Source organism: Streptococcus panodentis, assembly GCF_017884005.1.
GTDB lineage: Bacteria > Bacillota > Bacilli > Lactobacillales > Streptococcaceae > Streptococcus > Streptococcus panodentis.
Genome location: NZ_QFAY01000009.1, coordinates 15,381 through 35,252, shown reverse-complemented (window position 1 = coordinate 35,252; position 19,872 = coordinate 15,381). Strand labels below are relative to the sequence as shown.

The 19,872-nt window shown below is 50.0% G+C and carries 24 protein-coding genes; 2 read left to right on the top strand and 22 right to left on the bottom strand.

Annotated elements, in window-relative coordinates:
* Positions 1-107 precede the first annotated feature (107 nt).
* The 13 genes from DHL47_RS05345 to DHL47_RS05285 all read right to left on the bottom strand — a co-directional run bounded on the left by DHL47_RS05345 (position 108) and on the right by DHL47_RS05285 (position 12,328).
* Positions 108-953 carry an aldo/keto reductase gene (locus DHL47_RS05345; protein ID WP_128834247.1) on the bottom strand — a complete coding sequence of 282 codons (846 nt, stop codon included), beginning with the start codon at positions 951-953 and terminating at the stop codon, positions 108-110.
* Positions 954-1,032: 79 nt separating this feature from the next.
* Positions 1,033-1,227, bottom strand: coding sequence for a hypothetical protein (locus DHL47_RS05340; RefSeq protein ID WP_209551151.1), 195 nt, complete (start codon positions 1,225-1,227; stop codon positions 1,033-1,035).
* Between the two features lie 157 nt (positions 1,228-1,384).
* Positions 1,385-2,536 (bottom strand): N-acetylglucosamine-6-phosphate deacetylase, encoded by a 1,152-nt coding sequence (gene nagA / locus DHL47_RS05335; protein WP_209551150.1) that lies wholly within the window; start codon positions 2,534-2,536, stop codon positions 1,385-1,387.
* 216 nt (positions 2,537-2,752) lie between these two features.
* Positions 2,753-3,103 carry a 30S ribosome-binding factor RbfA gene (rbfA, locus tag DHL47_RS05330; protein WP_128834250.1) on the bottom strand — a complete coding sequence of 117 codons (351 nt, stop codon included), beginning with the start codon at positions 3,101-3,103 and terminating at the stop codon, positions 2,753-2,755.
* Positions 3,104-3,530: 427 nt separating this feature from the next.
* Positions 3,531-6,368: a translation initiation factor IF-2 gene (gene infB / locus DHL47_RS05325; RefSeq protein ID WP_209551149.1), complete on the bottom strand. Its 2,838-nt coding sequence runs from the start codon at positions 6,366-6,368 to the stop codon at positions 3,531-3,533.
* 19 nt (positions 6,369-6,387) lie between these two features.
* On the bottom strand, positions 6,388-6,684 hold the full coding sequence (locus DHL47_RS05320) for a YlxQ-related RNA-binding protein (protein WP_128834253.1): 297 nt from the start codon (positions 6,682-6,684) through the stop codon (positions 6,388-6,390).
* Positions 6,677-6,973, bottom strand: coding sequence for an RNase P modulator RnpM (rnpM, locus tag DHL47_RS05315; protein ID WP_209551148.1), 297 nt, complete (start codon positions 6,971-6,973; stop codon positions 6,677-6,679). The genes DHL47_RS05320 and rnpM overlap by 8 nt, the downstream gene beginning before the upstream one ends.
* 10 nt (positions 6,974-6,983) lie before the next feature.
* Positions 6,984-8,273, bottom strand: coding sequence for a transcription termination factor NusA (gene nusA / locus DHL47_RS05310; protein ID WP_209551147.1), 1,290 nt, complete (start codon positions 8,271-8,273; stop codon positions 6,984-6,986).
* A 59-nt stretch (positions 8,274-8,332) separates the two neighbouring features.
* Positions 8,333-8,821 (bottom strand): ribosome maturation factor RimP, encoded by a 489-nt coding sequence (gene rimP / locus DHL47_RS05305; protein WP_338060088.1) that lies wholly within the window; start codon positions 8,819-8,821, stop codon positions 8,333-8,335.
* 255 nt (positions 8,822-9,076) lie between these two features.
* A complete protein-coding gene (gene trmB / locus DHL47_RS05300) occupies positions 9,077-9,712 on the bottom strand; it encodes a tRNA (guanosine(46)-N7)-methyltransferase TrmB (protein ID WP_209551146.1) in 636 nt (211 codons plus the stop codon).
* The gene (ccrZ, locus tag DHL47_RS05295; protein ID WP_209551145.1) at positions 9,709-10,503 is read right to left on the bottom strand and encodes a cell cycle regulator CcrZ; all 795 of its coding nucleotides are present in this window, start codon (positions 10,501-10,503) and stop codon (positions 9,709-9,711) included. The genes trmB and ccrZ overlap by 4 nt, the downstream gene beginning before the upstream one ends.
* Before the next feature lie 50 nt (positions 10,504-10,553).
* Entirely contained in the window at positions 10,554-11,600 is a 1,047-nt protein-coding gene (locus DHL47_RS05290; protein WP_209551144.1) for an ABC transporter permease, read from the bottom strand.
* Positions 11,597-12,328 carry an ABC transporter ATP-binding protein gene (locus DHL47_RS05285; RefSeq protein WP_209551143.1) on the bottom strand — a complete coding sequence of 244 codons (732 nt, stop codon included), beginning with the start codon at positions 12,326-12,328 and terminating at the stop codon, positions 11,597-11,599. Before DHL47_RS05285 ends, DHL47_RS05290 begins: the two co-directional genes overlap by 4 nt.
* Positions 12,329-12,395: 67 nt before the next feature.
* Between DHL47_RS05285 and DHL47_RS05280 the strand changes: the two genes are divergently transcribed.
* On the top strand, positions 12,396-12,806 hold the full coding sequence (locus tag DHL47_RS05280; RefSeq protein ID WP_128834265.1) for an HIT family protein: 411 nt from the start codon (positions 12,396-12,398) through the stop codon (positions 12,804-12,806).
* Positions 12,807-12,815: 9 nt separating this feature from the next.
* Positions 12,816-13,103 carry a hypothetical protein gene (locus tag DHL47_RS05275; protein WP_128834267.1) on the top strand — a complete coding sequence of 96 codons (288 nt, stop codon included), beginning with the start codon at positions 12,816-12,818 and terminating at the stop codon, positions 13,101-13,103.
* A gap of 168 nt (positions 13,104-13,271) precedes the next feature.
* Here DHL47_RS05275 and DHL47_RS05270 read toward each other — a convergent pair whose 3' ends face one another.
* The 9 genes from DHL47_RS05270 to yhbY form a co-directional block, all read right to left on the bottom strand.
* Positions 13,272-13,988, bottom strand: coding sequence for a YebC/PmpR family DNA-binding transcriptional regulator (locus tag DHL47_RS05270; protein ID WP_128834269.1), 717 nt, complete (start codon positions 13,986-13,988; stop codon positions 13,272-13,274).
* Between the two features lie 518 nt (positions 13,989-14,506).
* Positions 14,507-15,283 carry a DUF6612 family protein gene (locus DHL47_RS05265; RefSeq protein ID WP_209551142.1) on the bottom strand — a complete coding sequence of 259 codons (777 nt, stop codon included), beginning with the start codon at positions 15,281-15,283 and terminating at the stop codon, positions 14,507-14,509.
* 167 nt (positions 15,284-15,450) lie between these two features.
* On the bottom strand, positions 15,451-16,542 hold the full coding sequence (locus DHL47_RS05260) for a nucleotidyltransferase (RefSeq protein WP_209551141.1): 1,092 nt from the start codon (positions 16,540-16,542) through the stop codon (positions 15,451-15,453).
* A 1-nt stretch (position 16,543) separates the two neighbouring features.
* Positions 16,544-17,278 carry a class I SAM-dependent DNA methyltransferase gene (locus DHL47_RS05255; protein ID WP_209551140.1) on the bottom strand — a complete coding sequence of 245 codons (735 nt, stop codon included), beginning with the start codon at positions 17,276-17,278 and terminating at the stop codon, positions 16,544-16,546.
* Between the two features lie 94 nt (positions 17,279-17,372).
* Complete coding sequence (gene rsfS / locus DHL47_RS05250; RefSeq protein ID WP_128834281.1) at positions 17,373-17,738, bottom strand: ribosome silencing factor; 366 nt, start codon at positions 17,736-17,738, stop codon at positions 17,373-17,375.
* Positions 17,739-17,747: 9 nt separating this feature from the next.
* The gene (locus DHL47_RS05245) at positions 17,748-18,251 is read right to left on the bottom strand and encodes a cysteine hydrolase family protein (RefSeq protein WP_209551139.1); all 504 of its coding nucleotides are present in this window, start codon (positions 18,249-18,251) and stop codon (positions 17,748-17,750) included.
* Complete coding sequence (gene yqeK / locus DHL47_RS05240; protein ID WP_209551138.1) at positions 18,248-18,847, bottom strand: bis(5'-nucleosyl)-tetraphosphatase (symmetrical) YqeK; 600 nt, start codon at positions 18,845-18,847, stop codon at positions 18,248-18,250. The genes DHL47_RS05245 and yqeK overlap by 4 nt, the downstream gene beginning before the upstream one ends.
* Positions 18,844-19,476 carry a nicotinate-nucleotide adenylyltransferase gene (locus DHL47_RS05235; RefSeq protein WP_128834286.1) on the bottom strand — a complete coding sequence of 211 codons (633 nt, stop codon included), beginning with the start codon at positions 19,474-19,476 and terminating at the stop codon, positions 18,844-18,846. Before DHL47_RS05235 ends, yqeK begins: the two co-directional genes overlap by 4 nt.
* 30 nt (positions 19,477-19,506) lie before the next feature.
* Positions 19,507-19,818, bottom strand: coding sequence for a ribosome assembly RNA-binding protein YhbY (gene yhbY / locus DHL47_RS05230; RefSeq protein ID WP_209551137.1), 312 nt, complete (start codon positions 19,816-19,818; stop codon positions 19,507-19,509).
* Between the last annotated feature and the right edge of the window lie 54 nt (positions 19,819-19,872).

The window sequence follows — 19,872 nt, the reverse complement described above, 5'->3', positions numbered from 1 at the left end:
TTATCCGGGAAATAATTCCTCTCGAAAATGGCAATAGCATAAACTGGGGCCGGCTGTTAGGCCTGCAAGCTTTCCCTGTCAGAGCTTTTGTACAATCTCATCTTTACCTAAAAATCCATCCCATCCGGATTGGGTGCGCCGCCAGCCAGACCGCGGATATTTTTGAGAACTTCTAAGTCCTCTGGGCTCAGCTCGACGTCAAAGCAGTCCAGATTGCTCTTAATCCGTTCAGGCCTAACCGACTTGGGCAGGGGCAGAAAGCCTTCCTGCAGGCTCCAGGCCAGAGCGACTTGGGCAATGGTCTTGCCGTACTTGTCTGCCACGGTCTGTACAGCAGGGTTTTGGAAAAGCTCGCCCTGACCGAATGGCCCCCAAGCTTCCAGCAGGATATCCTGCTCACGGCAGAAGGCCACCGTTTCTGTCTGGTAGACGCCGGGCGCCAGACGGATTTGATTGACAGCAGGGGTCAGGCGCGCTGTCTCAAGCAAGGCCTCTAGGTGGTGAGGCAGGAAATTGCTGACGCCGATTGCACGGATGAGTCCCTCCTGATAGAGATCCTCCATGGCCCGCCAGACCTCTGCATTGCGCTTTTTCCAGGCGTCATTTTCCCGCAGCGGCTTGGGATTGGGCCAGTGGATGAGGTAGAGGTCCAGATAGTCCAGTCCCAGACGCTCCATCGAGCGGGCAAAGGCCTCACGAGCTTCTTCATAGCTATGATTGCCATTCCAAAGCTTGGTCGTGATAAAGAGCTCTTCCCGCGGAATGCCGCTGTCTTTAATTGCCCGGCCGACACTCTCTTCATTCTTGTAGACAGCCGCCGTATCAATGTGCCGATAGCCAGCCTCAAGGGCAGCCAGTACAGCCTGATAGGCCTCTTCGCCATCCTGTGCCTTCCAAGTACCAAAGCCCAGCACTGGGATACCCACACCATTGTTCAACAGATATTCTTTCATCGCATTTCTCCTTTTCGCCTTCTACTCGCTGCCTGCCTTTAGCAAAACAGCTGCTGCATTGATTAAGGAGCAAAAGTCCTCACTTCTTGTCCTTCTTTTTCAGTATGGACTTGGGCCTGAAAATATTTTCCTTGGTCGGCGCCATGCCCCTGCTGAAAAAACTGTAGATAATGAAAGCTGCGCCGGCAGTGATCATCAATATACGGCTTAAAGCCAATCCTGCCAGCAGGAAAACAATTCCCATAGCCATAAATTTTCCGTCTATTCGTTTCATCTGCTGCTCCTTTTCACACTATAGTCCCATTATATCACGCCTAAGAAAGCAATTCAAATCCAGGAAATCTCTCCGAATTGCCTAAAGCACAAAAAGAACAGGCTGCCCTGCTCTTTCTGAAAAATATAAGGAGACTGGTTTAAAATATCTGCCCTTCTCATACATGGAATCGTTCTTGACCGTCAAGGTAAGTCGCCACCAGCTCTAAGTCTTTATCCAAAACGATAAAGTCAGCATCGTAGCCCTCCTTGATCTGTCCGCAGACATCGTCGATATGGACGGATTTGGCCGGAATGAGACTGGCCATCATAACAGCCTGATGAAGATTGGCGAGGCCCCACTTGACCACATTTTTCAATCCATCTTTCAGCTTGAGAATAGAGCCGGCCAGATTGCCCGTTGACTTGAGCCGGGCGGTTCCCTCAGCTACAACCACTGGAAATTCTCCCAGCATATAGTCACCGTCGGCCAGACCGCCAGCCGTCATACAGTCAGTAATGAGGGCTATGTTTTCATGGCCCTTTTGCTTCATCAGAATGTCACAGGCCTTGGGATCCACATGGTGGCCGTCGCAAATCAGCTCTGCATAAGTGTGAGGCAGCTCATACATAGCGCCCACCATGCCCAGCTCACGGTGGGTCAGGCCGCGCATGCCATTATAGGCATGGACCCAGACACTGGCCCCCGCTTCTACAGCTGCCTTGGCTTCATCAAAAGTCGCATCGGAATGGCCCAGAGCCACCGTAACCCCTTCATCCGTAATCGTGCGGACAAATTCCTCTACACCCTCACGTTCGGGTGCCAGAGCAATCTTATTGAGCAGGCCATTCGAAGCCTTCTGCCACGCACGGAACTCATCCAGACGGGGATCTTTCATATAGGCCGGATTCTGAGCGCCCTTGTATTTCTCGGTGAAATAAGGCCCTTCAAAATAAAGACCGCGGATCTTAGCACCTGTAGCTTCTTTGTAGCGGGCACCGATATTTTCTGTCACGGCCAGCAAGAGCTCATAAGACGAGGTCAGGGTTGTCGGCAGAAAGCTGGTCACACCGGTCGTCAAGAGCCCTTCACTCATCGTATGAAGAGTGCCTTCGATGTTATTGTCCATGACATCAACGCCGCCGAAGCCATGGATATGGGTGTCCACCAGACCCGGTGCAATGGAATAGCCGCTCCAGTCGATGACTTCTGCATCCTGCGGCACAGACTGCAGCAGCCTGCCAAACTTGCCGTCAGCCAGCTCCAAATAGCCGCCCTGACGGATTCCCTGAGGATAGAAAAATTGATCTGCTTTGATATATGTAGGCATCAAACTGCCTCCCTTGCCATTGTGTTCTGTCTCCTCTTTCATTCAAAAGAGCCTTCCCGTGACGGATCTGCATATCCTGCTGCTCACTTTTGAATCTCTGAGTTCTTCTTGATTCTATTATAACGCTTTCTTTTTTATTTGTAAATGGTATATACCTATTTTTTTAAAAATTATTATATTAATTTTTAAAAAAACTAAGCCTTTCAGCCGAGTTCTTTATTTCTTCTCCAAATTGCGCAGCATCTGGTCAATCTTGTTGCCGTACTCAATGGATTCGTCCTTGACAAAGGTCAAATCAGGAATCTTGTACATTTTCAGATTGCGGCCCAGCTCGCGCTTAATCGTTCCAGTTGCCTTTTTCAGGCCCTGCTGGGCTTTTTGATTGTCCGAGGCCAGATCGCTCATGATACTGTAGTAGACCTTGGCCATGGACAGATCACCCAGCATCTGGACATCCGTAATGGTCACACCCTGAACCCTTGGGTCCCGGACCTTCTTCTGCAAAATCTCATTGACTTCGCGCTTGATTTCCATCCCGACACGGTCTGTGCGAAAATGATTTGCCATAAGATTTCCTTTCTAAATTTTTTCTTCTGCAACAGCCTCATCCCCAACCTCTCACAGTCCCCCGGACTGTTTTGACACAAACTGCGTTTGTTTTATTCCCAACCTCTCACAGTCCCCCGGACTGTGAGAGCCTCGCGGGCTGGGAGTGAAAAGGTTTGGGGAACCTTTTCAGCCTGAGCTTAGAAACAAAAGAGTGAAGGGAACTAAACATTTTCAATGTTGAGTTCTTATACAGCATCTTCCAAAAGATAGCTCCCTCTGTGAGTGAGGACACAGCCACCATGGGAGTCTGTCCCACCCGCCTATGTTTTTAGTTTTAGCTGGATGAGGTTCCTTCTAAACTCTTTGTGAAAAAGGATATTGGACTGGAAGTCCTGACTTTTGCCAAATACTATTTTCACTGCGAATTTTTAAGGGATTTCTTAGCTTATTTCTTGATTTCTTCCATGATATAGGCTTCGATGGTATCGTCCACTTGGATGTCGTTGTAGCCCTCAATCATGAGTCCGCCCTCGCGGCCGTTGGTGATTTCCTTGACATCATCCTTGAAGTGCTTGAGGCTGGCCAGCTCTCCATCATAGATTACCACGCCGTCGCGGATTACCCGGACCTTAGAATCGCGGGTCACCTTGCCGCTGATAACCATAAATCCTCCGATTGTTCCCACCTTGGAAACCTTGAAGGTTTCACGGATAAGGGCTTCACCGATGATTTTTTCTTCGTATTCTGGATCCAGCATGCCCTTCATGGCATCTTCCATTTCCTCAATGACCTTATAGATAATGCTGTGGAGACGGATTTCCACATCGTCGGCATCCGCCTGCTGGCGGGCCTGAGAAGTCGGACGGACATTGAAACCGATGATAAAGGCATTGGAAGCTTCTGCCAGCGTAACGTCTGATTCATTAATGGCACCGACAGCTGAGTGGACGATGGTAATCTTGACGCCTTCTACCTCAATCTTCTGCAGAGAAGCAGCCAGAGCTTCAACAGACCCCTGCACATCAGCCTTGATAATGACATTGACAGATTTGACTTCGCCGGCTTTAAGGGTATCAAATAGGTTTTCCAGACTGACCCGATGGGTTGCCTGACGCTGTTTCATCAGGGCCCGTTTGGCCCGTTCTTCACCAGCAGCCCGCGCTGCCTTCTCATCTTCATAGACGGCAAAGTGGTCACCGGCCATAGGGGTTTCATTGAGACCAGTGATGGAAACCGGTGTTGACGGTCCGGCCACCTTAACGCGGCGGCCCAGATCATTGGTCATGGCCCGGACCCGGCCGAAGGTATTGCCGACAACAATCGGATCCTGAACATTCAGCGTTCCCTGCTGAACGAGAAGGGTCGCAACCGCACCTTTTCCTTTATCCAGGCGTGCTTCAATAACGGTACCGATAGCCCGAACCGTTGGGTCGGCTTTCAGTTCCTGAATTTCAGCCACCAAGAGAACCGTTTCCAGCAGGCTGTCAATATTCTGGTTGAATTTAGCTGAGATTTCGACAAATTCAGACTCACCGCCCCATGAAGTAGACATAACACCGTGCTCAGCCAGCTCGCCGATGACGCGTTCTGGATTGGCACCCGGCTTATCAATCTTGTTGATGGCCACGATAATCGGTACATTGGCTGCCTTAGAATGGTTAATCGCCTCAATGGTCTGAGGCATCACGCCGTCATCTGCAGCTACAACCAAAATGGTGATATCTGTCACAGAGGCACCGCGGGCCCGCATAGAGGTAAAGGCCGCGTGTCCCGGTGTATCAAGGAAGGTAATCTTCTTGCCGCTTTCCTCGATCTGGTAGGCACCGATATGCTGGGTGATTCCGCCCGCTTCGCCTGTTGCTACACGGGAATTGCGCAGGGTATCCAGCAGGGTCGTTTTCCCGTGGTCAACGTGTCCCATAATGGTCACGACCGGCGGACGCTCTTCCAGCGCATCGGGATTGATATAGCCTTCTTCGACGAAGAAACGCTCAATATCAGCTGTATCCACTTCTACCTTTTTCTTGGCTTCAATGCCGTAATCCACCATCAAAAGCTCAATGGTATCGCCGTCAAGCGACTGATTTTGTGTCGCCATGACACCCATCATAAAGAGTTTCTTGACGATTTCAGCTGGTTCGCGCTTGATCCGCTTGGCGATTTCCGCCACGGTCATCCCGTCTGTATATTCAAATTCGGTCGGCAGCTCATGGAACTTACGCTCCGTCACAGGCCTTGGAGCCTGATGGTGATTGCCTTTCCCTTTTTTGTTTTTCTTATTATGATTCCAGTTACTGTTTCTTTGATTTCTCACTTGATTCTGACTGCTTCGATTCTTTTGTTGTTTTCTTGGACCATCTTCTTCGCGATCAAAATCTTCGCGTTTTTTATCTGGTCGTGCTTGTTTTTTGCGGCGTGTATCTACCGCTGCCGCTGCTGGTTTAGAAGCTGTTGCTGCCGCGGCCGGCGGTGCTGGCTGAACAGCTTGGGCAAGACTTGCTGCTTCCGGTGCCGGTGCTGCTTCCTTGCGGCGGTTCTGCCGGTCCAGCGCTTCTCTGGCTTCCTGAGCCTGCTTGAAGCGTTCTTCGCTGGAGCGGGCATATTCGGCATTTTGCTCGGCTTTCAGAGCCGCTGCCCGTGCCTTAAAGTCAATCTTAGGACCCTGCTTGGGCTGCTGGCGGCTTTGGCCGTTGAAACCTTGATTTTGCTGGCCGCTGCGGCGGCCGTCCTGACCGCGGTTGTCGCGGCGGTCATTGCGGCTGCCCCGGTCCCGGTCATTGCGGTCGCGGCGGTTTTTATTGCGCTCATTGCGCTCATTGCCGCGCTCGCGTTTATCGCCCTTTTGCGGCTGACGGTTGCCCTGCTGCTTGCGGCGTTCTGCCTGCTCCTTGGCTCTGGCCTCGCGTTCCGCCTTAAAGTTGCGGCTCTGCGGCCGGGCCGGTCTTGCTGGAGCGGCCGGTTCTGCCTTAGGCTCAGGCTGAGGGGCTGCTGCAGCTTCCGCCTTTTCGCCGGAGACTGGCTTGGCTTCTTTGGCAGGAGTTTTTTCGGTCAATGGCTGCGCTGCCGGCGCTTTTTCAGCAGCCGGCTTGGAAAGCGGGGCCGCCTTTTCTGCGGAGGCCTGAGGCGCCTGCCTGAAGCTGCTGCGAATCCGCTGGCCGGCTTCTGCTTCCACGCTGGATGAATGGCTTTTGACATCCAAGCCTAATTCCTTGGCGCGCGCCACCACCTCCTTGCTCTCTTTGCCAAGTTCTTTGGCGATTTCATACAATCTTACTTTAGACAAATCTTGTCCTCCTCTTCTATTACATAAGAGACCTCATTTTCTTTGTAAAACCAGCATCTGCAACGACCAGCACTTTTCTGGCCTTGCCAACTGCAGAGCTTAATTCCAGTGTTGAAAACACGGTTGATACTTCTACTTGGTAGTAATGACTTTTATCAGTGATTTTCTTGCTGAGATTGGGACCGGCATCATGGGCCAGAAAGACCAGATGGGCTTTCCCCTCTTGAATGGCCTTGACAGCCAGCTCCTCTCCGGAGATGAGGCGGCCGGCCCTCTGAGCCAGACCCAGCAAGCTGGCTAATTTTTCCTTATTCAAGTCCCAACTCTCTTCTTTTAACCTTGTGGTCCACATAGGCAATCAATTCGTCATAGAAAGCCTCTTCCACTTCCATGCTGAAACTGCGGTTGAAAACCCGCCTTTTTTTTGCCTGCAGGGCTTCATCCTTGTCCAGCTTGATATAGGCACCGCGGCCGTTAGCCTTGCCCGTCGGGTCAATGAAGACTTGGCCTTCCTTGTTTTTGACAATGCGCAGCAAATCGCGCTTGTCAATCACTTGGTTGGAAACCACTGATTTCCTTAAAGGGATTTTCCTTGTTTTTGCCATATCAGCCCCCTTATTCCAGTTCTTGCGCTTCGCTTTCTATATCAAGATTTTCCAAGGTTTCAGCCGGAGCTTCTGCGCTGTCAGCCTCGACAAAGTCAGTCTCTGCCCACACTTCTGCTTCAGCCGCAAATCCTTCTGCTTCCGTTTCAGCAGGAAAGTCTTCTGCAGCAATCACCTCAGCATCCTGAGCAAAACCGCCCAGCTCGTGAGCCGCTTCCATTTCTTCAAACTCGCTGGCAGACTTAATGTCAATCCTGAATCCTGTCAGGTGGGCTGCCAGACGGACATTCTGACCGCGGCGGCCGATGGCCAGAGAAAGCTTATTGTCCGGTACCACGACCAGAGCCCGCTTGCTGTCTTCAGCATCAAAGATGACCTGATCCACTTCAGCCGGCGCAATGGCATTGTAGATAAATTCAGCCGGATCGGCTACCCACTCAATGACATCGATATTTTCCTCAGTCGGTACCATGCGGTCGCTCTTGGCATCATACTTGGCTGGGTGGAACTTGCTGGTGATTTTCTTGATATTGGCACCGCCCCGTCCGACGATGGTCCCGATAGCATCTACATTTGGATTGTGGCTGCGGACCGCCACCTTGGTCCGATCGCCTGCTTCCCGTGACACGCTCATGATTTCCACAGTTCCGTCATAGACTTCAGGGATTTCCTGCTCCATCAGGCGCTTGATCATTTCTGGATGGCTGCGGCTGACAAAGACATTGACACCGCGGGGATTGTCCTCCACCTTGTAGACAAAGACCTCGATACGGTCGTGAGAAGCAAAGACTTCGCCGGGAATCTGGTCCTGCTTGGACAGCTGCGCTTCAATACTGCCCAGATTGACGTAGATGAAGCGGTTGTCAAAGCGCTCCACCGTTCCGCTCATGATTTCATTTTCATGCTCTTTGTAGGTATTGTAAGTGATGGCCCGAGTCTGCTTGCGCATCTTTTCCATAATGGTCTGCTTGGCAGACTGTGCAGCCACCCGGCCGAACTCTGCCGGAGCCTCTTCAAACTTAATCTTGTCGCCTAGTTCGTAGGCCGAGCTGATTGCTAAGGCATCTTTGAGGCTAATTTCCAAACGGCTGTCAAAGACCTCATCCACTACTTCGCGGACTGTGTAGACACGGAAATCGCCGGTTTTTTCGTCAAATTCAATAGCTGCGCTGTCTGCCTGCCCGTAACGGCGGCGGTATGCTGAACGGAGCGACTCCGTCACCGCGTCGATAATATCTTCTTTCTTAATTCCTTTGTCTTCTTCCAGAATGCGGAAGGCCTCTAGCATTTCTTTACTCATTTTTACATAACTTTTGCTGAAACAAAAGTGTTCCTTTCTTTTATATCGTGCTTCTGCTGCTAAAACTGAACTGCCAGTCTGGCTTTGGAGACCAGACGATAGGGAATCTCAACTTCTTTCCTGCGGGTTTTGTCCAGATACTCCATGCGCAGGATGTCATTTTCAAAACCAACTAAGGTCCCTTCAAAAACCTTGCTCTTATCCAGCGCCTGATACAGGCTGACATGGATATAACTCCCAACCGCAGCAGCCAGCTGCTCCTTGCTCTTAAGCGGCCGCTCCAGCCCCGGACTGGTCACTTCCAGAAAATACTGGTCAGGGAAGGGATCGGGCTTGATGCTGTCCAGCAGGGGACTGATAAGCTCGGTCAGATCCGCCGTATCATTGACCGTAATGCCTTCCGGCTTATCCACAAAGATACTGAGAACATAGTCGCTCCCCATCTTGCCATACTCAATATCCACCAGCTCATAGGGAGCCTGAACAGCCGGTTCAATCACTTCCCTCACTAATTCAACAATCGTTGCGATAAAACTGCACCTCCTCACAGATAAGAGGCGAAGATACTTCCTCGCCTCTCTTTCCTTATTCATTACTAGTATTATAGCACGCTCCCCGCCAGAATGCAAGGAATATGGCAAAACAATCTCAGAAATCTGGCTTTTGATCCGGCGGAGACTGAGCAAAAAGTTCAGTCTGTTGCAGCTGCATGCGAAAAAACAGACTGACGCAGTGGCTGATGGGCATCTTCCTTGGGCTTTTGACAGTCCAAAAATCATGACAGACTAAATGACGCTAAGCTATCAAAAGGCTGCCTCAACCCGGTAGATGACCTGTCCCTTACTGGAAAATTTCTGCTCGTACTCGGTCAGGACATTGTCTTCAAAATCGCTGGCATGCAGGTCCAGCCAGACGCCTTTCAGTCTCATGCCATACTGAGAAAAACTGACCAGACTGTATTCAAAGAGACCGCGGTTGTCAGTCTTGAAATGAATCTCTCCATGCTCAGGCAGAATCTTCCTGAACGTATCCAGAAAGGATTTATAGGTCAGACGGCGCTTTTCGTGACGTTTCTTAGGCCAGGGATCGGAGAAATTCAGATAGAGGCGGTCAATCTCGCCGTCAGCAAAGTAGTCGGTCAGATCGGAGCCATCCACCCAGAGCAGCTTGATATTGGGAACAGCCGCTGCTAAAACCTTGTCCAGAGCATAGCTGAGGACCGATTTCTGAATATCAATGCCAATGTAGTTAATATCTGGATGGGCCTTGGCCATGCCGGCGACAAAAGCCCCCTTTCCGCTGCCGACTTCCACATGAATGGGACGGTCATTGCCAAAAATATCCCGCCATCTTCCCTTGGCGTTAGCAGGATCGAGGACTACATACTGCGGATTTGCTTCCAGTAACTCTGTCGCTCCCTTGCGGTTTCTTACTCTCATTGCACCCTTCCGTACTTGGAACGGAAGTTTCGCAAGGCGTAAATCTCCCGGTTCACATTTTCTAAATCATTGTTTTCATAATATTTGGCAATCTGGGTCAGATAGGAATACTGGCCAAACCAGTATAATTTATTGAAAACCGTCTGATTATACTTGTAGCCGTAGTGGCTCAGCCATTCCTGCCAGCCCGAATCCGGTACATAATGGCTTAGAATATGAGCGACATCCAACATTCTGTCCGTCAGACGAACGGAATCCCAATCCACCAGATAAATCAGCCCGCTGTCCGTTTCCACCCAGTTGCTGTGGCGCACATCTCCGTGAACAATGGTGGCAAAATCCTCCCGAAAGGCCGGTACTGTCTGACGCAATTCGCGGATGACAGACTGCAGATAGCTGTTATTTCGCAAAACAGCCGGCACTTGATTGAGCCAGGCAGTCAGCAAGTCGGTCGGCGTTTCCAGCGTATAGCCCAATTTGGTCAGCTGGGTCATCAAGGGCCGCGAACGGTGCAGCCGCGTCAAAATATTGACCACCTGCTTTTTGGACATGTCATTCGGTGTCAGAATGGTGCCTGAAAGCCACTCTTGCCCGCTCATGACATTGCCGTCTGACATGCGGCGGCTCCACAAAAGCTGCGGTGCAATCTGTTCTCGAGCTAAGCCTGCTAAGATTGGGGTCGTGTTCATCTTGACGAAAACGCGTTCCCCGTCTGGATAGGTCCCCATATAGGCCTTTCCGCTCTTACCTGGTATCGGCGTCAGGGTCAGCTCTTTATCAATCAAGTCCATGTTTCCCCTCCGTAAAAAGTTTCCTTACTATTTTACTAGTTTTGCCTCTTTTAGTCAACCAATCTCCTCAATTTAAAGGGCAAATAGAAAAGATAGAAGAGCAGGGTGACGGCCAAGACAGCCAGAACGGCCAGCTTGTCCTGGAAAAAGACGGATGCCAGCAGAATTTCGGCCGACAGAACACAGCAGCCGACAGCCCTGATAATCTGCCTGGCCCCTTTCATCTTGGCCCCTGCCTCTAGCGGAAAAAGCTGGGTCAGCAGCTGGTAATCAAAGGCCTCGTAGAGCGCCGTCAGCTGAAAAAGCAGGAGGTAGTTCAGCAAGAGCACAAAGGCCGCAGCAATCCAAGTCTGGCTGACAAAGAGGATGCTTAAAAGAGCGAGGAACAGGAGCCGCAGAGTCAGGGCAAACAAGTCCCCATTGCGCAAATAAGAACGCAGATAAAGATTGGACCAGGTCTGGCCCGGCTCCTTGGACAGCAGCTTGGTCAGACCGTCCAGATATGCCCGGCGTTTGACGCTGTTTGAGATTCCCTTAACATTGGTAAAGAGGGCAAAGAAACGCAGAAGGACCTGCTTGCGCCGCTCCTCGTAAGCAATAGCCGCTTGCCAGTCCAGCCTCTCACTGCTGAAAAACCGGCCTCCTTTTCTCTGAAAGAGCAGCCATTTGGCCAGCAGCATGAGGAGACAGTAGAGAGCGAAGGCCCAGACTGGCAGCCCCAGAGCCAAAAAGAGCGGAGCCAGCAGCAGCAAAATCCCCGTCTGCAAAACAGCATAGAGCAGATAAGAACGACGGACCTGCTCCCTGATAAATCGGCCGACTTCCGCTTCCTTGACCAGAAGAAAGAGCGCATCCGGCCGCTCCAAATAGGTAGCAACAGAGCCAAAAGGCAGGATAAAAAGCGACAGCAGGACCAAGCTCAGGATAATGGGCAGATGGTTCTCCGGAAAATGCCGCAGGAGCTGACTGTACTGAATAGCCAGAAAAGCGATAAAAATCAGAAGAAAGAGGACAAAGTGATCATTGAACACATACCGCAGATACTTGAGGCACTGACCGCGAAACTCCTGCCGGCGTTTGATAAATACTTCTTTCATCGTGCCGCCTCTTCCGTCAAGGTCAGATAGATGTCATTGAGGCTGGCTGCGGGCATCTGAAATGCTTCCCGCAGTGCTGCCAGACTGCCCTGAGCCCGCACCTGTCCCTTGTGAAGAATCACAAATGAATCACACATTTTCTCCGCCGAGTCCAAGACATGGGTACTCATGAGAATGGACTTGCCCTTTTTCTTTTCCCTCTCCAACAGCTGGATTAAATCCGCAATAGCGACCGGATCCAGCCCCAGAAACGGCTCATCCACAATAAAGAGACTGGGGTCTACGACAAAGGCGCAGATAATCATCACCTTCTGCTTCATTCCCTTAGAAAAATGAATCGGAAACCAGTCTAACTTTTCCTTGAGACGAAAAAGCTCCAGCAGCTCCTCCACACGCTCAAAGGCTGTGTCCTGCTCTATATCGTAGGCCATGGCCGTCGTTTCAATATGTTCCCGCAGGGTCAGTTCTTCATAAAGACTAGGCGTCTCTGGAATAAAGCCGATTTTCTTGCGGTAGGCAGCCGGACTGTCCTGCAGCTGCAGGCCGTCAATCAGAATCTGGCCCTTGTAGGGCGTCAACAGGCCAATGATTTCATTGATAGTCGTGGATTTGCCTGCACCGTTGAGGCCGATCAGACCGACCAGCTGCCCGTTCTCCACCTCAAAGCTGACCTCTTTCAAAACAGGAATATTGACATAGCCGCCTGTAAGCTCTTTGATTTCTAACATATTTTCTCCAAATCTGGTATAATGGTTCTTATATTATAACAAAATCTAGCGAATAGAGGTATCATTTATGGCTGATTGTATTTTTTGTAAGATTATCGCCGGAGAAATCCCCTCCTCCAAGGTTTATGAAGACGATAAAGTCCTGGCTTTTCTGGATATTTCCCAAGTGACACCAGGCCACACCCTGGTCGTTCCCAAGGAGCACTTCCGCAATCTGCTGGAAATGGATGCTGACAGCAGCAGCCAGCTCTTTGCCCGTGTGCCGGACATCGCCCGCAAGGTCATGAAGGCAACCGGCGCCCTCGGTATGAATATCATCAACAATAATGAAGAAGTCGCTGGCCAGACCGTCTTCCATACGCATGTTCATCTGGCGCCGCGCTACAGCGGGGATGATGACCTGCAGCTCACTTTCACTGCGCACGAGCCCGACTTTCCAGCTCTGGTCCAGTTAGCTGAGAAGATTGCCCAAGCCTAAGGAGAAGCCATGAAATTTTCAAATTTGTTGTTATTTGCAGGGGCAGCAGCGGCTAGCTACAGACTGGTCAAGAATCGCCAGAAGATCCGCCAAGAAGTCGTAGAAACGGCTGATATTCTGGACAGAGTGCAGAACAATCTGGCCAATATCCAGCGCAATGTTGCCATTATTCAGGAACAGAGAGATAAGCTGAAAGACATCACTCAGGACCTGTCCTATAAGTATAAACTGCTGGAAAATCAGGCCAATGCTCAAATCCAGCAAATTCAGGATATTTGGCAGAAATATGAGACATAAAAAAACGAAGCTGGGACAACAGTACCCAGCTTCTTATCGTTCTATCGTCTGATTGATACGGATAGTCAATGAAAATAAATCAACACCCAACTGGAAGTTTTATCCGCAGCTCCCTGTTGAGTATTGATTGTCGTTGACTGTCTGTTTGTTGCTTGCGAAGAGTGATTCTTAGAATCCATCTACATTTGTGTAGATTTTTTGGACATCTTCGTCATCTTCTAAGACGCTGTAAAGTTTTTCAAATGTTTCCAACTCTTCCCCTGTCAGTTCCACCTCTGACTGAGGAATCATTTCCAGCTCTGTCACTTGGAATTCCTGAACGCCGGATTCGCGCAGGGCAAGCAGGGCCTTGTGCAGGTCAGTCGGTGCTGTATAGACCGTCAGCGTTCCTGCCTCTGCCTCCACATCGTCCACATCCACATCCGCTTCCAGCAGCAGCTCGAAGATGCTGTCGGCATCGTCGCCCGCAAAGACAATCACTCCCTTATTATCAAAGAGATAGGCAACCGAACCGCTGGCTCCCATATTGCCGCCGTTTTTGCCAAATGCAGCCCGGACATTGGCTGCAGTCCGGTTGACATTGGAAGTCAGTGTATCCACAATCAGCATGGAACCATTGGGGCCAAAACCTTCATAACGGCCTTCGGTAAAGGTTTCATCTGTATTTCCCTTGGCCTTGTCCAGCGCCTTGTCGATGACATGCTTGGGCACCTGCGCCTGCTTGGCCCGGTCGATAACGAACTTAAGAGCTGAGTTGGACTCGGGATCAGGGTCCCCTTTTTTAGCTGCCACATAGATTTCTACACCGAACTTAGCATAAACTTTTGAGTTTGCACCGTCCTTAGCTGTCTTCTTTGCCACAATATTGGCCCATTTACGTCCCATTGATCATTTCTCCTTTGAAGTTCACATTTTCAATCGTTCTTATTATAACACAGGAAATAAGAAAAAGCACTAAGAAAAAAGGCAGAAAATATATCGCCTCATTCCTGATGATCAAATCTGTGATTTTTCTGGCAAAAGCAGCGGCCTATTCCTGCATCAGCAGCAGATCAGGCTTGCGGCTGTTCCGACAGGTATGAGAGTCCAGTCTTTGGCTGACCCTATACTCACAAACGATGAGCATTCTGACGAGCGCTCATTCATTTCTCATCGACCGCCCAACAGTCCTTTGGAGAGCGGGGCAACAATCGGTCAGACAGAGTTTTCGATCTTGTCAGCAGGTCTGCTCCTACACTAATTTATCAGTATTGAAAATAATCGTTTCAATACTGCCTATGTCGAAGCTTTTGAGGTCGCAGATAAGGCTTCCGCTAGGAAGTGTCAGTTGTTCAAAGCACTGGGTCTTATCAGTCAAACGATAGAAAGTTACGAAGCTGGGTACTGTTGTCCCAGCCTCTCTTTCAGTCAGGCGCTGTAATTGCGTCATCTGCCAGCTTATTCCAATCTGAAAACCGGTTAGCTATCTTGGTCTTCAGGCTGCCCTTCTCGCCGCTGTAGGATAAGTCCATCTTAAAATCGCTCAGGTAGAGAGTCTCCTTATTCAGGTGCACTTCCAATGTTTTGTCCATTTCTGACTGGGCTACACCGCTCAGCTCCAGACTAAATTCATCACCAAACAATCCGATTATATCTGTATTTTTGCTTTTAAGGGTGAAGACATAGTCGCTGCCGCTTTCTTTCATGCTGACATCATCTGCCATGCTATACAGGCCCTCCAGCAGCCTGAAATAATCCGGGCGTACAAAATAGCGGGCCGTCCCCTCTGTCAGCTCTTTGGACCAAGTCCCTTTTTCAGAATCTCGGCTGTAGACCGGCATGTCCTGACCGCCGCTCATAATCATTTCCTGATAAGACTGCTGCCCGTCCGCAGTCTCCCTCAGAATCAGGGCTCCCTTGTCCAGCTCTTTTGATTGCTTGTCATATAGCAGGCTCCCGTCCATGGTCTGATGTTTCGTTGAACCATCAACGGTAATGGATAAGTCTACCTTCAGTTTCATAGAGCTGACTGCTTGATTGGCAGATTCCGCTTTTTTTAAGATTTTTTCAATAGATTCAGAAGAATGGCTCTCCTGACCTGGATTCTGCTGAGAATTGTTTTGGCTGCTTGGCATACAGGCTGTCAAGCCCAGAACTGCTAAGAGCGCAATGGATAAGAATGCTAATCTTTTGGATTTCATCGTCCTTCCTCCTTATGGTTCTCATATTCCCTAACATTTTAACACAGACTGCTGGGACTTTATCTTTATGATAAAAAGGAGGGAGGCAGCCCAAGACACGATAGCTCGGCCCGGCAGCTCTGCCGGTTTGGCTGATGTCAGGACGGCTCATACTCTTCAAAAAGCAATTAAAAGGCCATAAGAGGGACCCGCCCAATATTCTGCTCGCTCAGCTGATGGTTTGCCAGCTGATAGACTCGGTCTGCCTGCTGGGTCAGACTGTCCCAGGGCTCTTTGCCGATGCGGCTGATGAGGCTGGTCTGATGTTTGACAGAAGACAGGTACTGGCGTCCAGCCTGACTGAAGCCCAAAATATGAATCCCCTGCGGCAGTTCTGCTTCCTCTGCCCCTACCAGAATATAAGTCAGAATCCTCCTGACCCGGGCCTTGGTATAGCGCTTGGTCGCCACCTGCTCGACCAATTCTTCTATCGTACGGCTCTTTTTGACTGCCTGCTCTATGCGGACGGCCAGCTCTTCATTGACCTGATAAAAGACGGTCAAATCAGGAGAAGTCAGAATCTGATAGCAGAGATAGGGGAAAAGCTCCTGCCAAGTTACCTTGGGTGCAGCCTGCAGAAGTTGCGGCGACTGCGCAAAGCGGGTCAGAAAGTCCGGCTGATCCAGATGCTGGCGCAGAGCTGTAGCCGAGACAAAGGCATGGTCTACTGCCAGCGAATGATAGCCGGCTCCCTGCCGCTGGATGGGCCGCAGAGCGATTTGCTTACCAGCTGCTGCCTTGGCATAGGCCAGCCCCAAAATATGATTGGGCGTAGAACCTGAGAAATCCAAACCAGCAAAGGTCTGCCACATAGCCTGAGTCTTCTGGGGGTAGGAAAGGGATGCCGGCAGTTCCGCCAGATAGGCAGCCATTTCCTCCTGCCTGTCCTCATAGAGCTGGGCCAGAGCCTGGTAGTCCAGCATTTCTTCGGTCCCGAAGGTCAGGCAGTCGATTCCCAGCTGATCCAACATCTCCACTGCTCCCTGTGCAAAAAAGTCCGCCGCCTGCACACTGACCAAAAAAGGCAGTTCCACCACTAGGTCAGCCCCCGCCTCCAGCGCCATCTGGGTCCGGGTCCACTTATCCACGACAGCCGGCTCGCCCCGCTGGACGAAATTGCCACTCATAGCGATGATTTTCAGGCCTTCCGCCTGATCTAGCAGAAATTTGTGTCCCTTATGAAAGGGATTGAACTCCGCGATAATGCCTGTCACTGCCATCTCATTTCTCCGCCACAAAAAACCAGCGGGCACTTGTCTCCGTCGGTTCCCTGTCTTCAAAATCAGCGTACACCTTGACATTCCTGAAGCCCGCCTGCTCCAGCAAAATATCATATGTCAAAATTTCGTAAGTGCGTTCTTCGTGAACTTCATCGAAGCGCGTGAAGCGGCCGTCCTCCTCCTGTACAAAGAAGGTCAGCTCATGGACCACCGAATGCGGCGCCTCATCGGCATAAGAGTCCCAAACCATGGCAAAGTCTTCTGCATTCTCGTGATAGCTGTAGCCGGGGAAGACTTCATCAATCTGGTAGGTAGAATGCACATCAAAGATGAAAATTCCATCTTCGTTCAAGCAGTCGTAAACTTGCTGAAAGACATCGCCAACTTCAACCTCATCAGCCATGTAGCAAATTGAGTCTGAGTAGCAGGTCACCAGATCAAACGGGCCAATCCCGCTCAAATCCAGCATATTGCCCTGGATAAAGGGAATATCCAAACCTGCCTCACGGCTGCGCTTCTGAGCCAAATCCAGCATTTCCTGACTCAGATCCAGCCCCGTTACCTCAAAGCCAGCCTGCTGAAAACAGATAGACTGGATACCCGTCCCACAGGCCAGCTCCAGCAGCTTTTTCTTATCCTTGGGAAAATGGCGGAGACTGAAATCTGTCCACTTCTCATACAAAGAATCATCCATAATCGCATCATAGACTGATGCAAATGTTTCGTAGGCTGCCATGCGTTTCCTTTCTTAAAGTTTGGCTGTCTTTCAAAAAGAACCCAGCCAGCAGGCTGACTGAGCCGAGTTCTGCTTTTTGCCTAAGAGCAAAAAATCACTTGTTTTTTTCTTCCAATAAGGCTGCTACATCGACACCGGCTGCTTCGTGCCAGAGCTTTTCCAGATTGTAGTGGGCCCGCATTTCCTCGGAAAAGATATGGACGACCACACCGCCCAAGTCCAGCAGCACCCAGCCGCCGGCTGCATCACCTTCTATATGGCTGGCTGATAAGCCTGCAGCAGCTACCTTTTCCCGAATGTTTTCCGCAATCGCATCCAGCTGCCGGCTGTTCATGGAGCTGACGATGACAAAATAGTCTGTCACTGTTGTCAGTCCCTGCAAGTCCAAGGCGGTTATATCATCAGCCCGCTTCTCATCGGCCGCCTTCACGACCAGTTCCAATAATTCTTGTTCTTTCATAGTTCCTCTTTAATTAAAAATGTTTTTGTAATCTAGAACATCCGCAAAACGTCCATCCCAAATTTTTTGATAAAAATGATTTATGCTTTCTGCTGAAGTATCTTCTCCATCAACAGTTGTAAAAGCACCCTCAGGAATAACAAGCTTATAAGCAAATTCAAATCCAACCTTAACGGATGTATCCACGCAATATTCTGTCTGCATGCCGCATAAAACCAGACGGCCAATATCTTGTTCATCCAAGTATTCTTTTAAACCTGTCTCTTTAAATATACTATTATAATTCTTCTGAAAGACCCTTTCGTCTGACTTTCTATTCAAGAGAGGAGACAGCTGCCAATCTTCTGAGGCAGTATCAACTGAATGTTCAATATGCTGGATATAGATGATTTCAATCTTTCTTTTTCGGGCTTCTTCTTGCAAAAAAGAAATTTTTTCCAACATCTTTTCTGATTGAAAACCTGTCTTGACTAAAACATTTTGTACATCGATAATAATCAAGGCTGTTTTCATTCTTCCATTTCCTTCAAATACTCCACAAAGGCATTGTAAGTTTCCAAAGTCTGGGGATAGATGGGCAGGCCTTTGTGAGCTAAATGTTCCACAGTCCTTGCTGTTTCATAGGCCACGGCTTGATGGAGCGACCGCTGGGCTAACTCTCTGGCTCTGTCCACTCCCGGAAAATCCCGGTTGTGCTCAATGTAGTCGGCCACATAGACGACCTTGTCCAAATCCGACATCTGACTGGATCCTACTGTATGAATCTCAATAGCCCGCAGGATGTCCGCATCGGTCAGTCCCAAGTCTTCCTGAATCCTGTAAATGCCTACCATGCCGTGCCAGACATTGTTGCCCCAGTTTTTCAACTCAGGGTCCAGACCGTATTTGTCAATCAAGGACAGAAACTCTTCATCAGAAACCTTCTTGGCATAATCATGCAGCAGTCCGGCCAACGCTGCCTTTTCAGGATCAACCCCAAAACGCTGAGCCAATTCCTGAGCAGCCTTTTCAACTCCCAGACAGTGCCGCAGACGCTTGTCCGGCATCACCGTCTGCATCTTGGCCAGCAGCTCTTCCCGGGTCAGACCGACATAATCTTCATAAGTCATGAATAGAGCCCTTCTTTCTTGATATAATCTAAGACTGGCTGAGGCAGCAGGTAGTTGGGCGTCCGCCCCTGCGCCAGAAAATCCCGCACCATGCTGGAGGAAATGTCCATGAGCGGCACATCCACCCAGATGACCGGGTAGGAAGTCCCGGCCTTGTAGCGCGGCCGCTGAACTCCGACAAACTGGACCAGCTCGACCAGCTCATCAATCCGGTACCACTTGGGCAGGTAGTCTACCATATCTGCCCCAATGATAAAGTAATAATCCGTATCGGGATGCTGCTTAGTCAGGAGCTTCATGGTGTCATAGGTATAGCTGATGCCCTTGCGCTCCAGCTCAATGGTTTCAATTCCCAGACCTTCAATACCTTCAATTGCTAGCTCCAGCATCTTCAGCCGGTGTTTTTGGTCAATGGTTTCTTTCTTATCCACATGGGGCGGTTCGTGCTCAGGCATGAGCAGAACCTGATCCAGCCCCAGCTGCTGGCGGACCTGATCAGCCACCACCAAGTGGGCATGATGGACCGGATTAAAATTCCCGCCCAGAATCCCAATCTGCTTTCTTTTTTTATCTTTTACTTCTGGTTCCAGCTCCACTTTTGTAAAGGGAGTCAGTAATTCAATAGCCATAGGCTGTCTCCATAGATATTCACGTTTTGCTTAGATTTCCCTGACTTTGGCAGAAAGTTTGCGGTTTTCTTTCTTGCTGGACTGCTTGTAGAGAATCAAGGTTCGGCCGATTTTCTGAACGGTATCCACCCCGATTTCCTCTTCCAGAATCGCTGCAGCTTCATGGATATTTTCGTCCGTATTCTGCAAGAGCGTGACCTTGATCAGCTCTCTGGCATCCAGCGCCTGACGGACACTGGTCTTGATCTGGTCGTTGAGACCGTTTTTGCCAATCTGGATGATGGGCTTGAGACTGTGAGCCTGACTGTTGAGAAAAGCCCGCTGTTTTGATGTTAATGACATATTCTTCCAAAAAGCTTGAGAGAGTAAGACCTTCCTTTGCCCGTCTCTCCTTAT